Here is a 17169-nt window from a genome sequence, read left to right as displayed (position 1 = left end):
TTATTTCACAATTTATATTGATGAATTGGATCTGAGATTCCTTTAAAAAAACAGTGTAATTTTAATGCATTTGACCTGCCGGTGAAAAGCAGTTATCCGTGAAAAAACCTATTTCACTTTAAACCTTGTCATAAAATTAAGACCCAACCAGGTCCAGCTTTGCATTGATGCGGGATTTGCAACGTTTTTAAGATATTTCATCCCGTCGGTCGCAAACATTTGAGAGTGCCCCAGTTGCATGGTGAAAATACTGGCGACTTTGTACGTAAAGACCACATCACCTTCTGTTCCTAAATACCGGGAGTATTCTTTATTATTCGCCACATCATATCCCAATTCCGCATTGCCGGCAAACGCATGAAGATCGAAAGCCAGGGAAGCTTTTGGATTGAACTTGAAATGAGATTTTAGATAAAAATCCTTCAAGCCTACGCTGTTGAAATGATTGCCGACGTAAAAATAATCCATGAAACCGTTAAACTTATGATTTGTTCCGTACAGCGGGCTGAACGAATTATTTTTGGAAACATCTCCATTATAATCCGATCCTGAAAGCCATTCGGTACCCAGAATAATATTGGCATTTTGAGTCAGAATAAAATCGACGTTTGCTGAAAACTGATAAGCATTTTTGCTTTGTGCCAAAGTATTTTTACCGGTCTGCCAATAAGCAGAACCAAAGAAACCAACGTTTCCGAAGTATTTTTTAGCATTCATTCCGACGGTCAACATATCGTAATGCGTACCGTTCAGATGCTGAACGACATTATTGAGACCGATAAAGGAAAGACTTGCTTTCGGCCACAGATACTGATAATGAAGAATCTGTATCGATTTCGTTCTTTCACCGGAATCCAATATGCTGTACAATTCTCTGTCCGGCAGATCGTTCGCATCGTTATCGTCATTGTTATAGGTCACCACCGCTTCCAGTTTCGATTGCGGACTGAGGCGGAAAACTCCTTTCGCAGCATCAAAACTCCGACCCTGCATCTGCCAGTCCAAAGCGCCAAGCAGTCTTTCGTCATCGTAAGAAAGAATTTGGCGGCCAACCTTTAATCCAGTGTTTTTAGTGAACTGATATTTTGCCCAGGCCTCATTCACATTCAGGGTTCCGCTGCGCTGGTTGGTCGAGGAAACTTCGCCCCAAACCCTGGCATCCTGCAGGGAAATAAAGAGTTCCAGATCCTTCCAGTAATAATCCACGCCCAGTCGTGCTCTTGAAAAAACATTGGTTTCGGGTTTTTTATTTTCCGGGATTAAAGTTTTATAGCCATTATCGAGTTCAGCGCGGGTTCGGAAATCCATATTAATTTTCAGACTGTCGGTCTGAGCTTTTGCTGAAAACGTAAAAAAGGACAAGGCACAAAATGTAAAAATCTGTTTCTTCATGATGATGATTTTCAAGGTTGGATTTTTATTAAGACAAAAAAGTCTTATTTAAACTGATGCGAAATTAATTATAAAGCGGGAAACTGTTTCGTGAATACCACCAGAAAAACTGAAATCCTGCGAAAAGTCATTTTTTCAGCATAAAACAGAGAACATTAGCCGAAAACAAATTCTAAACCGGCGCTAACCCTTTCGGTTTTACTTATGGAGCAACTGATTGGGAATGTCAGTCGTAACAAAATCAATTCCCTGCATTTTTAGTTTTTCAAATACTGCAGTATCATTGACCGTCCATGAATTCGTTATTAATCCCAACATTTTAGCCTGCGAAATCCAGCCTGGATTTGTAATAAAAACTGAATAATGATAACTGAAACCGTCAAAACCTCTTTGTTTAATTTCTAAAGGCGAAAGGTCTCCGTTCAGGTATTTTACTTTAAAAGTTGGTTCCTCTTTTTTTAGCTGTTCACAAATATTCAGACTGAATGAAATAAATTCGCACTGCGATTCCATTTGAAAAGTTTTAACCAGCTGAACGGCTTTCTGTACCAACTCATTTTCCCGGAGTCCGGAACTGATCGGTTTCAGTTCGATGACTAGTTTTAGGGATGGATTGTTTTTACCTTTCTCTAAAAAATCCTTTAATGTTGGAATGTTCTCCCCATTTTTTAATTTCAGTTTCTCCAAATCTGCAAAATTGGTTTCTGAAATTTCCAGCGAGTCGTAATGTTCATCATGATAGATAATCAGCACTCCGTCTTTTGACATCCGAACGTCGAACTCTGTCCCATAAATATTTAATCCCCGCGCATTTTCTAAGGATTGAAGGGAATTTTCAGAAGTTGGAGGTTCTGTCTGCCAGAATCCCCGGTGTGCGATAATCTGAGTTTGTGTCTGCATGCGGAACAAATTTAATACTAAAAAACAAAAGCGGGCAAAACCCACTTTTGTTGTACACTACGGAAACTCTTTACTAATAAATTAAAGAACTCAAATTAAGGATTCGTAGAAAAAATAGAACCGTTAGCAATTAAAGCTCTTCTGTTCATCTTTAAAATATCACGAACCCATTCTGCGAAATCTTCAGGCTGCAAAACCGTTTCTGGATTTCCGTCGGTCAGCCCGCCCTGAATCGACATATCGGAGGCGATGGTACTTGGCGTCAAAGTAATTACGCGGATATTCTGTTTTCTCCATTCTGCCATCATCGATTGTGATAAAGAAACGACCGCAGCTTTCGACGCAGCGTACGCCGACATATTCGGTCCGCCTTTCAAGCCTGCAGTTGATGCTACATTCACAATATCGCCCGCGCCTTTTTCTTTCAGGAACGGATACACCGCTTTTGCTGCATAATACACGCCGAAAAGGTTGGTCTTAATGACCTGTTCCCAAGTTTCAGAAGGCATTTCTGCAATGCTTCCGAAGTTCCCGATTCCAGCATTGTTGATGAGAATATCAACACCGCCCAGATCTTTTGCCAAGGCCGCAATACCTGCCTGTACGGCAGTTTCTTCATCCATGCTGAATATTGCATAAGCAGCCTGAACGCCTAAGCCTTTCAATTCTTCAACTGTTGCTTTAAGATTTTCTTCATTTCTACCGGTAATACCGATATTCACTCCTTCTTTCGCCAATATTAAAGCCACCGCTTTTCCGAGACCTCTCCCACCACCTGTAACGATGGCGTTTTTTCCTTTTAAATTCATTTTAGTTATTTTTAAATTCGTGCAGAATACAATTTTGTTTGTTTCCGGTTGAATGATTTATATTGATTAAATATTTATAAGCACACTGCTTTTTTTAACGCAAAGACGCTAAGTTTTATCCTTCAGTGCTACCTGAAATTACGGGCGCAAAGGCGTTACACTTAGCAAAGGTAACCGTAATATTTTCTCTAATCTTTGATTTCACTCAGCAATTGCTTAAAATCAACTTACCTCGCTGTGATTTTTTTTGAATGCTTTTAAGAATAATATCTTTGTGCCTCCGTGGTTTAAAAAAAATTTAATGAGCAATTACCATCGTTTAATTCTTACTGACATTTTGTTTTAATAAACTGATACAATAACCGTACAGCAACTCCGGTACCACCACTTTGTCGGTAGCCTTTTGCGTCATTGACGAACGATGCTCCGGCGATATCCAAATGGATCCATGGGTAATCGGTGAAATGTTCGAGGAATTTTCCGGCGGTTGTCGCGCCACCGATGGGTCCTCCAATATTTTTCAAATCGGCGATATCCGATTTCAGCAGTTCTTCGAATTCTGTCCAGAACGGCAGCTGGATCAGTCTTTCGTAAGTCTCTTCCCCGGACACTTTCAATTGTTCCATGAAATCCTGGTTATTCCCTGCCATTGCAATTCCGAATGAGCCGGTGATGGCGACAGAAGCGCCGGTCAATGTTGCCATATCAACGACCAATTCAGGATTGAAACGTTTTGCATAGGTTAGCGCATCGGCCAAAACCAAGCGTCCTTCGGCATCGGTATTCTGTACTTCTACGGTGGTGCCGTCCATCATGGTGATGATATCATCGACGACCAAAGCGTCAGAAGAGATTTTATTGTCGGTTGCCGGAACCAAACCGATGATCCGGTACGGTAATTTATTCGCGGCAGCGGCAGAAATAATTCCCAAAACTGCGGCACCACCAGCCATATCCGATTTCATGGAGGTCATATTGCCGCCCACCTTGATGGAATATCCACCGGTATCAAACGTTACTCCTTTTCCTACTAAAACCAAAGGTTTCTCATTCACCGCATTTTCCGGCTTGTAATGAAAAACAGTGAAGGTAGGAGGTACAGAAGATCCTCTGTTGACGGCCAGAATTCCGCCCATGCCCAATTTTGCGATTTCTTCTTTCCCCAGTATTTCGGTTTGAAAACCAAATTTCTTGCCCGCTTCTGTGGCGTATTCGGAGAATCTCAGCGCATCCATAAACTGAGGCGGTTCATTCACCATGGTTTTGGTTAATGATATGGCTTCTGCAATTTTCTGTAATTCGGTCAGCGACTTTTTATCGATAAAGTGCGAAGAACAGGAAATTTTAATCTCAAAAGCTGTTTTTTCTTTTTTATATTTAGAAAAACTGTAACTGCTCAAAAGCAAACCCTCTAAAAAAGCAAACCGTTGAAGTTCAGTCAAACCGCTAACCTCATCAATATTCACCTCTTTGCTGTTCACCTCTTTCAAGGCCTGAAAGACTGAAGCGCCTGCAAGTCTTAGACTTTCCAGATCGGTCTTTGGGAGCGTAATCAGGAATTGCTGTACCTCGCCGTTAGTGATGATTACTTTGTTCTTCTTTTTTTCAAAGGCGTCGTTAACCGATTCAGCAACCGATTTTGGATATTGATTTGACACCTCATCAGTTTGACTGACAATAAGGTGTACCGGACTGCTTTCCGCAGCAAGATGATCTTTTTTAGCGTACGATACTAACGTTGCATTTAAATAATGTTCTGTCATTTTTTATTTTATTTTTTATTTTTTAAAGGTGGTGAAGTGATTGGTCACCATTTTCGTGATTCCAGTTCATGAACTGCCGGTGAAGAATCTACAGCGCACGTTCCGGGCATGTCCCGGCCGGAAAATTACTTTACCGACTGAGAAGCTCTTCCCTCCAACCACTATAATCTGCCTGATAACTGCTCGAGCTGCCGAACGATATCTCTCGGATGGGCACCCTGCTGCAGGGAATCGGCTGCAATTTTAAAGGCTAAAATCTCCGCTCCCAGTTCTTTTCCTTTCTCCTGAATCATTTGGAGGAGTTCATTCATTTCTATCTGATAACCCAGCATCATGAAAGACGAAAGCATTTTTCCGGCAATTTCGGTATCGGTTTCACCGAAGGCTTTTCCGGCGATGAGGGGTAATAGAAATTCCCCTTCGACAAAAATTGCATCTCCCTCCGGGAAATCCTGGACAAACTGCGGAAAATTGAATCTTGTTTTTGCACTTGCAAGAATAAAATCTTCTATCAGATCCAGCTCTTCATCAGAGAGATGACTGAATTCATCCTCATCATCTTTATCCTCATCCTCATCTTCATACTCATCGTAGAGATCTTCATCATCTTCAAAACCGTCTTCTTCTCCGGAAAACAAACTGTCATCCTCTTCATCATCTCCGTCTCGGTCTGAATGATCCTCTTTAGGATCTGCGTTTGACTTTGACTGGATTTTTTTCATCTCCTGCTGAACCAATTTGTAAAATTCATCGAAACGGAATTCATACTTTTCATCGAGTTCCCTGAGTTCTTCTTCCACCTCTTCCAAAAACTCAGCGTCTTCTTCAAAGATCTCCTCTTCCGTGGCGACGTCGCGGAGCCAGATTTTATCCCGTTGCAGCATGCTGAAAACACGAAAAATAACTGCTTCTGCCTGTTTACGGTCCTCATCTTCGATGAGAATATCAAAAGCAGAAAGGTTTTCGAGGTAAAAGTTTTTATCGATCATTATAGCAGAATTTGTTGGTTAAAATTGAAGTGCAGTTAAACTGGAATTAATAAAAGACCCTTGAAAGCGATTTTTTAAAACCTCCATTTAATGCAGCGAAATTTACGAAAACTTTCGCAGGTGACTGGAATGATCAGGTGATTTTGCTACTTAACATGAGCTAAACGCCCCCTCAATAAATACATAAGAGATTGTTATTAAAGCACTTCAAAGAGGTAACGAACCGCTGTCATTTTAAATACAGTTGCAAACCCCTTGAAGGAATGCCAGCGGGTTTCAGGAAGCACCCTCATTCCCGCCCATTTCTCCGGCAAACTTCTCTCGGCACTGCTTCTGGTACTGCGACAGCGGCATGCCATAAATGATGTAAAAAAGATGCCGCATGTTCGAAGGCGAGGCAATTCCACATAAAGCACACAACTGTTCAGCCGACCGATTCGCTACTGCAGGATCTTCAGCCATCATCCCGGCAATATAGGCAATGCGCAACTCTGCGAGATAGCGGCTGACACTCATTCCTTTTTCGCTGTTAAGATACCGCGACAGATAATTGGCATTGACGCCTGCCTCCTGTGCCACCTTTTTAAGGCTAAGGTTCGGTGCTAAAAACGCTTTGTCTTCTTCAAATTTCCGGAGGTTATTCCGGATGGTTTGGCGGATTTCTGGGGTCAGGGCAGGTGTTCTCTTTGGTGCTTTAGGTTCCGTTTCCAAATTTTCCGTGCTGAGGATGCCACCTGCCAAGAGTACGACCGGCGGTTTTTCCAGATAATCATCAAGAAGGTAGCCTGCCAAAATAAGTGAAATAAATATAACGCCAAAAAGGACTGTCCGATACCGGTCAGCAGTATTTTGATGATCATCCGTGATGCTGGCCAATCGGAACCGTGCGTACAGGTGATGCCAGTCTTCGTGGTTCACCGTTTCAGCCGCTCTTAATGCATCCATATAAGAAGTAAGATCGCGGAAGTTTAACCTTTGACCGGCTTCACGGATAAGGTAATGGTAGCCGTGCTGCAGTTCAGGAAATATAAAATGGTGGCGCTGAAAAACCGAATCCATCTTTTTAAAATAGCTCACCCCTTCATCTTTACGGTTTTGCATCACAGCGTTATTGCCTTTGTAATAATAAATTACGGACACCCAGGCAAAATCTTTTGCTTTGATCAGTTCCGGCAACGCAAGGTCGAGTTCCCCAATACTTGCCTTATAATTTCCTTTGTTGTATTCAGAAATACCTCTGGATTTTAAAAAGCAGCTTCTGATCACCGCGAAATCACGGCCTTCAGGAATTTCCTTGAGCACTGCTTCAATGAGGCGGTCCGCGCTCGCATCCTTATCCGTTTGCTGGTAGATGTTCACGAGCTCGTGCAGACTGTCATAATAATTTTTGCGAAGGTGTTGCAGCCGTTGACCTGGCTGCTCCTTGTGAAGTTCTTTCCTGAAAAAAGCAGCACACCTTTTAAGATTGTCGGTAGCCTCCTGATGCAAACCCATGTAACCCTTCACGACCCCAAATTGATACAGCAGCCTGTACTGAAGATAAGGATCACCGCTGATTTTGGCATAATCTGCCGCTTTCAGGTAATCCTCCATTGCAGCCTGGTAGTTTCTGTAATGAGCGTACGTCACAATTCCTCTGCTCATATAGGCCTCGCCAATCAGATCACTGCGGCCGCTGCGGTGCGCAATGGCGATGGCACTGTCGGCATACTTCAGCTTTAAGGGTACGGTGGGGTGAAATTTCAGGGCATCAAGATAGGCATAGGTAAGCTGCGCAGAATTCTTTTCCTCTTTTGTCAGCGTGATCAGGAGTCCTATAAAGGGAATTGCCGCCGGATCACCGTGCTCCATCTGCTGATACTGCTTTCGGATCTGCTGATAGGTTACATTGTCCTCGCACTGCGCAACGAAGGGTTCCGCAGTGAAGAGCAGGAGTAATATAAACAGTCTGAGCGAAAGCATGTTAGCTTCATTTTATAGGAATATTTTATCAAAATTAAGTTTTTTTATGATATGGCGCAAGTGAATGATGATATTATGAGGGAATTGTGTGCAAAGGGTGCTGTAAGCTGGATTACGCGCTCACTTTTCAAAGTTTCTAAGGCGGTAACAGGATACTTTGACAAAGTTTTTGAAGATAGGAATCGGCGATCAGCCTGAGGGTTGATTCTAAAATATTCTTTTTACTTTTTGTCTTGACACAAAAAATAACAAAAAAATCAAGACTGGATCTTTTCGCTAAAAAATGAAGATTTCTTCTTAGAAATTGACTCCCTGTGGTCGTCGAACCACTTCGTTAGGTTTCCCCGAAATTTATCTCGTCCCTAAGACGAGACTCGGGCGGAAACAAGATTTGTTATCGATTGAAGTTATTTGCCGCCATCGAACAGTGGGGATTATTGTTACTTTTTGTCTTGACACAAAAAGTAACAAAAAAGTCAAGACTGGATCTTTTTGCTAAAAAATGAAGATTTCTTCCAAGAAAATCCCCAAACTTGCACGGGAACAAAATATCGCTGTGAAACGAGATTATTGCCGTGCTTCGGACAAAGGGGATTTTTAGGTGGTATGTTCGTTTAAAAACTGGATGGGAAGAAATCTTCATTTTTCTTAACGCAAAAATCTCCTAAGTCGATAGAATTTCGTTTTATAATTGAAGGTTTGTTGAAAAATTAAATTCACTCCTTTTTATGCTGAGCGAAACGGAAGTAAGGCTTGGAAAAATGAATTTAATTTTCCTCTATTCTTTTTACTTTTTGTCTTGACACAAAAAGTAACAAAAAAGTCAAGACTGGATCTTTTTGTTAAAAAATGAAGATTTCTTCCAAGAAAATCCCCGAACTCGCGCGGAAACAAAGTACCGCTTCGAAACCGAGATGATGGCCGCGCTTCGGACAAAGGGGATTTTTAGACGGTATGTTCTTTTAAAAACGTGGATGGGAAGAAATCTTCATTTTTCTTAACGCAAAAATCTCCTAAGTCGATAGAATTTCGTTTTATAATTGAAGGTTTGTTGAAAAATTAAATTCACTCCTTTTTATGCTGAGCGAAACGGAAGTAAGGCTTGGAAAAATGAATTTAATTTTCCTCTATTCTTTTTACTTTTTGTCTTGACACAAAAAGTAACAAAAAAGTCAAGACTGGATCTTTTTGCCTCATTCCTTTTTATGTTTTTGATGGAATCGGCGAACCTCCTTCGTCGGTTTGCTAAAAAATGAAAATTTCTTCCAAGAAATTGACTCCCTGTGGTCGTCGAACCACTTCGTTAGGTTTCCCCGAAATTTATCTCGTCCCTAAGACGAGACTTGCACGGGAACAAAATATCGCTGTGAAACCGAGATTATGGCCGTGCTTCGGACAAACGGGATTTTTAGGTGGTATGTTCGTTTAAAAACTGGATGGGAAGAAATCTCAATTTTTCTTAACGCAAAAATCTCCTAAGTCATTTTAATTTCGTTTTTACATCTTAGTTTCGTTGAAAAATCTCCTAAGTCGATAGAATTTCCCTTTTTAATTGAATCTTCGATTTCAAGACCTCATTTTTTTTGCCTCATTCCTTTTCTTGTTTTTAATGGAACTGGCGGATCTGTGGAATCCGTGGAATCTGTGAGCCATTTTCAGTTAAGAAAATGAAGCATCAGGTTTTTAATTGAGCAATGAGTTAATTGGCTACTCAAGTTTTGACTTTAAAATCTATCATCTCATATCTCTAAGTCTTATGTCTGTAAGTCTCATTTGAACTCACATGAATAAAACAAACATGATGTTAATCCCCAATATCAGGTATCGAATTATAGGTTCTCTCAAACATTTTTACGATATCTTCTTCTTTTTTACGAATATCGGCAACACTGTTATTAATCAAAAGATAAGAGCTTATAAAAGGATATTCTAAATGGGTGAAAGTTATATTTCCAATTCTGTCCTGAATAAATTTCGAATAGACCCGAAATCTCTGGTTATTTTCCAGATTCTCAGTCAGTTTTTTAGGGTTCGAAAAATCAATAGATCTTGATGAACATAATCCAAAACTGCAATTGGGATGTTGCTCCAGCAAAATAAGAATCAGGGAAGTACAGGTATCAAGAATTCTAATTACAGATGTGAAATTGCCTTTATTAATGATTTTGTTGTATTTATATTGGCTTCCTCTGTCTTTTTTACAGTAGAATTTCAATGCCATTACATTTTCTAAATGGTATTCCGCTCTTATAATATAATGTAATCTGGTTTCTTCGCAATAGAATTTGTATATATACGTAAAAAGATGGGCGGAACCATCTTTACATTTATCTTTTTGTATGAATATAAGCCCGTACAATTTCGGGAAGAGGATTAATGAACAACTCTTTTAGGACTCACCGCAGACGCTACAACTTTTCTGCCCTTTAGATTTTTAGCCGAAATTTTTACAGAAACTACTGTAGATAATGGTTTCCAATTTAGTTTTTCGCCTTTTGATAAAGTCCTTGTACTCATAATTTTATGAATTTATAATACAAAGATATTATTTAAAATGAAAATAACAAAACTTTTAATATTTAGGACAAATCCAAGAGACTTTTCTTCACTTCAGCTCGAAGAACCCTCTCTAAACCCGTTAAATTAAAACTTTGACAAAGTTTTTGAGGATAGGAATCGGCGATCAGCCTGAGGGTGGATTCTAAAATATTCTTTTTACTTTTTGTCTTGACACAAAAAGTAACAAAAAAGTCAAGACTGGATCTTTTCGCTAAAAAATGAAGATTTCTTCCAAGAAATTGACTCCCTGTGGTCGTCGAACCACTTCGTTAGGTTTCCCCGAAATTTATCTCGTCCCTAAGACGAGACTCGCGCGGAAACAAAGTACCGCTTCGAAACCGAGATGATGGCCGCGCTTCAGACAAAGGGGATTTTTAGGCGTTATGCGTGTTTAAAGAGTTGGATGAGAAGAAATCTTCATTTTTCTTAACGCAAAAATCTCCTAAGTCGATATAATTTCACTTTTTAATTGAAGGTTTATTTAAAGGCCAAATAAGCTCTCATTTTTATGCTGAACAAAGCCGAAGTAATAGTTTGGGCAAAGAAATTTGATTTTTCTTAACGCAAAAATCTCCTAAGTCATTATCCACTCAAGGAGGGTGGTTATTCTTATTAATCTCCTAAGGGGCTATTTTTGAGAAAGTGGTTTTGGTTAAACCTGTGACTAGGTTATTTTTTTTCCAGATGTAAAAATTGGCATTTTAATGTTTTTTGATTTTGGGAGTCATTTTAGGAGAAATTTTTGTTGCAGGAAGTCTTCAGTTGCTCCTGTTGCGGCTTAAACCGCACATTTCTAAACAGGCAGCCAGCGCCCATCAGTAAAGGGGATGTTGGGAATAAGCCGCTTTGGTGTGTTTAAGCCGCAACGCAGTTCCGGCTTATTCTCACTTTTTTTATCAAAACCCGGAATATTTGCCCGTCTTTAGGAGACGGCGATGCAGCGGGTCAGTTTGCGAATAAGCCGTCAGACATTGGGAATAAGCCGCCCACCCTCTTGTTTTTCAATGATCGACCGCTATACATTTGAATCAGCATTCGGATCAGATGGATCCGTACAGAATGGATCACGCAAATTATACGGTCATGAAAACTTTAAGAAAATTCTTCCCGATTATTGTAAGTTTCTTTTTTGTCCTGCTTTTTATTTATGCTTCGGCAAGTAAAATGCTCGACTTTGAAAACTTCCAGGTGCAGCTGGCGCAATCGCCATTGCTGAGTGCTTATGCGGGATTTATTTCTTACGCGGTCATCATTCTGGAACTGGTGATTGCCGGTTTGCTCTGCTTCCATCTTACGCGTCTTTGGGGATTGTTTGCGTCTTTTGCAATCATGGTAGCTTTTACGGTTTACATCTACCTCATCCTTAACTATAGTGATTTTGTGCCCTGCTCCTGTGGCGGGATTCTTGAAAAAATGAGCTGGCAACAGCATTTGGTTTTTAATATGGTCTGTGTCCTTTTGGCACTCACCGGTGTATTTTTCATTGGGAAAGAACGGGCGTACCGCTGGTCCCGGACTGCAGCAGAGCTGGCATTTACAGCCATACTGTCTGCAGGCAGCATGGTCGCCCTCTTTCTTTCTTCTGAATACATCATGAAAAAAGAGAATAATTTTACGAGGAGGTTTTTACCTCATCCTATTGATTTTCCTCAAAAATTAAATCTCGAAGTTAATTCTTTCTATTTTGCAGGACAGCATGGTGACACAATTTTTCTCGGAAACAAAGTCGCACCACTTATTATGGGTAAGGTATATCCGTCGTTTGACAAACTGATATTAGACACCTTAAAAATCAGTGACGCATCTTTACCTTTCCAAGAACTCAAATTACAAGTGCAATATCCTTATTTCAGTCTTGCTGATGGTCATGTACCTGCCGTTTTCGAAGGTGAATTTCCAGATGTGAATGCACAATTAGCAATGCATCAAAAGGCTTATTTCTCCACGATAGTAATGATAAAACCTAAACATTATATTTTCAGGGGACAAAGTACGAAGACCAGAGAAACTATTATGGGTTTGTTAGAAACAGAGCCTGATGTTAAGTTTCGATTTAACACGACTTTTCTGGAGAAGCAGATCGATGGAATCTTCGACACCGATGGCAATTTTGTAACAGATCCTGTAAAACAGAATGTAATTTACACTTATTTCTATCGGAATGAATACAGAGTTTTGGATGATCAGCTCCGTTTTACAGGACAGGGAAAAACCATAGACACCATTACCAAAGCGCAACTAAAGCTCAATACCCTGAAAGATGGCAGGATCAAAATGAACGCCCCTCCCCTCAAAGTTAATCAGGATCAGGCCGCTTACGGCGGGTTACTTTTTAATGAAGCGAACCTCCGAGGCAGGCATGAGTCAGCAAAAATGTGGCAGCAGGCAAAAGTTGTAGATGTATACCACTACCCGACAGCTACCTATCGTTACAGTTTTTATGTACATCATGACGGACCAAACAAAATGAGAAGCATGCTGGTGACCGCAAAACATTTTTATATCCTCAGCGGAAATCAGCTCATAAGATACCAGCGCATGCGGTGACTTCTGTAGGCCAACAGAAGCAGGAGAAGTCGAAAACCTGTAAAAAAGAGTAGGCAAAAACTTTATCAATTTATTATTATGAAAAATTTAATTTTACCTGCCTTCGTGGTATTGATCGGAGCAGGAAGTGCTTTCGCAACTCAAAATGCGAAAAAAGACGCCAGTAAACTTGTCGATAGACAAGGTTATATCTACAATCATGCATTGCAGGAATGTGAGGAGGCAAATATGTGTTCCACTTTTGAATCTGATGAGGTGTGTACAATTGATGACACACCATCCGGACAACAAGCTTACGGTCTTAATTCACCTGGGGATTTAAGTACTTGTAACGCTGTATTGTTCAAAAAAAGTAATTAATCATTAAAAAAGGCTCCTTACTCGGGAGCCTCTTTCATTAACATTGGTAGCATCCAATCTGCAGGTGCCTTATCTTTCAAATAATAATCCAGCCATTGCCAGGATTTCAAGGTGAGATCGGTTTTGTTTTCTTTATTACCTAGAACATGTCCTTCATCAGGATATCTCAGGAAAATTCCATCTTTCCCCAATCTTTTTAATCCCAGAAAATAAGACATGGGCTGTTCCGGTGCAACATTCGTGTCTTCTTTACCACCCCACAGCAAAATTGGTTGGGTCACATTGGGTAATTTGTAGATCGGAGAATTTTCCAGATACTTTTTCCAATCTGTAAATACATTGGCATTAATCACAAACTGTTGCTGTGCAGTCCTGTCAAAATCGGGCATACCATCCATTTTACGGATTGTTAAGGCTGCTCTCGCCAAATCAACCGGGGCAACTCCTGCAATTGCAGTGCGGAATAATTTCGAACTTCCCATTAAATACGTTGCCCCATAACCGCCAAAAGAAGTACCCCGAACTGCCACCTTTTCATTATTGATATTGGCTTTCCGCAATGTTAACTCCACGACATTTTCCATTGATTTGGTCAGTGACTGCCCCAAATTTCCCACCTCTTGATCAATCTGTGGCAGTAATACAAAATAACCCTGCTCTACAAAATGCCTGTTATTAAAACCCGCACTATTTTCCAAAGACGGAATTTCATAACGCAGCGCTTCCCGTGCCATATTTTCGTAAACATTTACAATCATAGGATACTTTTCAGTGGGATTATAGTTCTTTGGATACAGCAGTGCTGCCTCCAACTTCTTTCCACGCGACATATATTCGAAAATTTTCACTTTTAAAGTCAGTGCTTCTGAATTGTCTTTTTGAGCCTGACCAACTTCCTCTAATTTTCTTTTGCTGTACTTATAAATTTGGGTAGGCTGATTGTAAAATTCAGTAGAAAATAACAAATCCTCATTGCGCTGAAATACTTTGTTGATTCTAAATTTCCCTTCCGTAATGACTACTGGTTTGCCCTTGCTTTTTAGATATGCAAGACCACTTCTGTAATTTTTCTTATTAAAGAAGGTCACCAATATATCCTTTTCCAGATTGATAACTTCTCGTTTCTCTGGCCCTAAATCTGTGACCACCTGATACTGCAATCCTTCTCTGCTACCAAAGGTAATTTGTTGTGAGGCATTGCTATGAAGATCTAAAAGAAAAAGATCATGCTCACCGGTAATCAGATATTTTCCCGGTACTGAAGTCCGTAGTGCTGCAGTAATAGGTTGATCAGACAATTCTCCGTAAATTTCCGTATGCCATTTTAACCCTTTGGGCAGATCAGCATCATATGTTCTGTTCTTCAAAAAATCCTGTATCTGCCATTTTTCATCTTCAAAAAAAAGCATTACTTCTTGACTTCCATCATATACCCTGTTTATTTTATACACATAGGGATTCTTTGTTTCAGAAACTTTAATTCCGTATGGGGAGAATAGGGTGATGTTTCTTTTGGGATTACTCAGCGTATCTACATAATCATTAAAATATTTATATTGTACAAAATCGCCTTTTTCGCTAATAAAATCGGCAACAAAACCTTCGTCCTTCACTGTAGGAAACCTTGACCACTTTTGGGATTGCAAATCATAGATTGCCATCTGCTTCAGCGCAAGAGGATACTGCAGGGGTTGATTGCTGTAATTAATGTCAGCAAGACCCTTCTTTTTATCGAAGTTTTTATGCAGATTCAAAACGAGATACCTCCCTTCTCTTACTTTCAATGCATTCCCTAATCTAGAAGATACCTCATAAGGAACGGAAATTCGCAAAGTATTCCGTTTTATTTTATTTATTTTCCATGCCCATTCCACTAACTGTATGTCATCGTTCTTCTGAACTAGTGCATAAACGCTTTCCTTGCTGATACCCATTTGCAAAATAGAGGATATATCTATTGATTTCTGTTGCATATTTGCCATATCCACCACGATGCACTGATCTTTTGACCTCGCCAATAGTAACCCATGATCATCTTCAAAGCCAGTGTCCAATATTCCATTCAAATGCAACAGCAACTTACCATCGTTGCTATAAACCTTCAATGCTTCATTCTTTCGATCCGTTAAAATCACTTTCTTGGTGAACTTGCTGAGGTGAACGAAAAAATTTCCTTCTATCGTTGTATGTTTACCTTTTTTAAGGTCCACGAAAGTCACCTGTTCACTCTGAGTAGATGCTACGAGATATCGATTATCGATGAAGTCATAAGCATTTCTTAACGGTAAACTTTGAGAGGTGTTCTTTAGAATATCTCGGAGCAGAAATTCATTTTTCCCATAGTCATTACGCTGGTTCACTACGAAATAATTTAAATCCGCACTCACCGCTACAATGCGGGAGGTAAAATAGTTCTGATAATGCAGTGTTTTTTTAAGGTATGCACTGTCCTGTGCATTGGGCTGCGCTTTAAGGGAAACCAAAGCCATTAAAAAGATGCCTGCAAAAAATATTTTAGTAGCCTTCATTCTGCGGATTTAAATTGGGATTAATCAACAGTTCACTTTCTGGCAATGGAAAAACTCTAAATTTAGACTGCCAATTCACCTTGCTCTTTACCATTTCAGTATCCAATACCCCAAAATGCTTCATATCAAAAAAGCGATGTCCCATTTCTGTAAACAACTCGTGCCGACGTTCCGCTAAAACAATATTCAATAATTCATTCTTGTTATTGCTGGTTATATCTGGTAATCCTGCACGAGATCTAATTGCATTAATATCACTTCTTGCTTCGTCATATCGCTGCAGGTTGACAAGTGCTTCTGCACGAAGCAAATACACTTCTTCCAGACGCATCAGGACTGAATATTCTAAGGATGTGGTGGTCACACTTCTTTGCTTGTACTTGTGGGTAAAGTAATAGCGTTGCTGGTTATTGTCTTTTATTTCACCTATCCAATATTGTCTTCTGAGGTCATTTGTTTCAAAAGATGCGACAAGGTTCGATGCTAAAGAAATAATTTTCGGTGGTGCACTTACCAACACATGTACATTACCATTGGCGGTATTAGCTTGTGCGGTAGCGGGGCGAAGAGCCCATAAAGTCCCAGTAGAACCTTTCAAAAAAACTTTTTGCAAATCTGCTTCTATATGATATCCGGGCGTATTAATTACATTGCTGGCATTGGCGACCACCTTTCCCCAATCCTTCTGGAGCATAGCTATTCGTGCCATGAGTGCATACGTCGCAATCGTAGTCGGCCGTACACGTTCACCTGCATTAGCAGTAATTGGCAATAAGTTTACGGCTATCGCTAAATCTGCCTGTGCTTTATCATAGACCATACCTTCAGAGATTTTGCCCACTGATAAATTTATTAAGTAATCTGTAGTATCTACATATGGAACAGCTCCATATACCCCTGTTAAATAAACATGCAATAAAGCCCGCAGAAAAAGACCTTCGCCATGCAACTGATTTTTGGTTGCTATATCTACACTAGGAGATTTTTCCAAACCTTCTATAATGCTGTTTATAGCGTAGATCTGAGAATACGTGGTAGACCATAAGGTCTTTGCGGTGTTCACTTGTGGCGTGATTGATAACTGATAACAATTACTGATATCAGTTCCCGACACTTGATAACTCATTAGTTCATCAGCATATGCTCCTAGAAAAACAGCCGCTCCTGAGGATGCTCCCGATAAAAAGCCACTACTATCGAATGAGCTATAAACGCCTGCCATCGCGGCTCTAGCCAAGGAAGCATCTTGGAATACCAAATCCTTGGTTAACTGGTTATTGGGAAGATCTACCTCTAGAAATTGGGAACAGCCCGACAACAAGGTCGCTATTCCAAGTATTGCAATAATATTTTTCATGAT

General features: G+C 40.1%; 12 protein-coding genes. 2 read left to right on the top strand and 10 right to left on the bottom strand.

Going from position 1 to position 17169, the window contains the following annotated elements:
* Positions 1-108: 108 nt before the first annotated feature.
* From QGN23_RS00650 to QGN23_RS00615, 8 genes are all read right to left on the bottom strand, one after another.
* On the bottom strand, positions 109-1392 hold the full coding sequence (locus tag QGN23_RS00650; protein WP_282905127.1) for an alginate export family protein: 1284 nt from the start codon (positions 1390-1392) through the stop codon (positions 109-111).
* 198 nt (positions 1393-1590) lie between these two features.
* Positions 1591-2292, bottom strand: coding sequence for a glycerophosphodiester phosphodiesterase family protein (locus QGN23_RS00645; protein WP_282905126.1), 702 nt, complete (start codon positions 2290-2292; stop codon positions 1591-1593).
* A gap of 95 nt (positions 2293-2387) precedes the next feature.
* Positions 2388-3101 (bottom strand): 3-ketoacyl-ACP reductase, encoded by a 714-nt coding sequence (locus QGN23_RS00640; RefSeq protein ID WP_282905125.1) that lies wholly within the window; start codon positions 3099-3101, stop codon positions 2388-2390.
* 326 nt (positions 3102-3427) lie between these two features.
* Positions 3428-4864, bottom strand: coding sequence for a leucyl aminopeptidase family protein (locus QGN23_RS00635; RefSeq protein WP_282905124.1), 1437 nt, complete (start codon positions 4862-4864; stop codon positions 3428-3430).
* A gap of 161 nt (positions 4865-5025) precedes the next feature.
* Entirely contained in the window at positions 5026-5853 is an 828-nt protein-coding gene (locus QGN23_RS00630) for a hypothetical protein (protein ID WP_282905123.1), read from the bottom strand.
* Positions 5854-6129: 276 nt separating this feature from the next.
* Positions 6130-7815: a helix-turn-helix domain-containing protein gene (locus QGN23_RS00625; protein ID WP_282905122.1), complete on the bottom strand. Its 1686-nt coding sequence runs from the start codon at positions 7813-7815 to the stop codon at positions 6130-6132.
* Positions 7816-9619: 1804 nt separating this feature from the next.
* Complete coding sequence (locus QGN23_RS00620) at positions 9620-10036, bottom strand: hypothetical protein (RefSeq protein WP_282905121.1); 417 nt, start codon at positions 10034-10036, stop codon at positions 9620-9622.
* A 152-nt stretch (positions 10037-10188) separates the two neighbouring features.
* Positions 10189-10332: a hypothetical protein gene (locus QGN23_RS00615; protein ID WP_282905120.1), complete on the bottom strand. Its 144-nt coding sequence runs from the start codon at positions 10330-10332 to the stop codon at positions 10189-10191.
* A gap of 1125 nt (positions 10333-11457) precedes the next feature.
* Between QGN23_RS00615 and QGN23_RS00610 the strand changes: the two genes are divergently transcribed.
* Entirely contained in the window at positions 11458-12921 is a 1464-nt protein-coding gene (locus tag QGN23_RS00610) for a MauE/DoxX family redox-associated membrane protein (protein WP_282905119.1), read from the top strand.
* A 78-nt stretch (positions 12922-12999) separates the two neighbouring features.
* Positions 13000-13281 (top strand): DUF6520 family protein, encoded by a 282-nt coding sequence (locus tag QGN23_RS00605; RefSeq protein WP_282905118.1) that lies wholly within the window; start codon positions 13000-13002, stop codon positions 13279-13281.
* Positions 13282-13298: 17 nt separating this feature from the next.
* Here the strand turns inward: QGN23_RS00605 and QGN23_RS00600 are convergent, their stop codons facing one another.
* Positions 13299-15809: an alpha/beta hydrolase family protein gene (locus tag QGN23_RS00600; RefSeq protein WP_282905117.1), complete on the bottom strand. Its 2511-nt coding sequence runs from the start codon at positions 15807-15809 to the stop codon at positions 13299-13301.
* Positions 15796-17166 (bottom strand): RagB/SusD family nutrient uptake outer membrane protein, encoded by a 1371-nt coding sequence (locus QGN23_RS00595; RefSeq protein ID WP_282905116.1) that lies wholly within the window; start codon positions 17164-17166, stop codon positions 15796-15798. The genes QGN23_RS00600 and QGN23_RS00595 overlap by 14 nt, the downstream gene beginning before the upstream one ends.
* Positions 17167-17169: the final 3 nt, after the last annotated feature.

The organism is Chryseobacterium gotjawalense (genome assembly GCF_030012525.1).
In the GTDB taxonomy this organism is placed as follows: Bacteria; Bacteroidota; Bacteroidia; order Flavobacteriales; family Weeksellaceae; genus Kaistella; species Kaistella gotjawalense.
The sequence above is the reverse complement of the archived record's forward strand: the minus strand, read 5'-3'. Positions and strand labels throughout refer to the sequence as shown.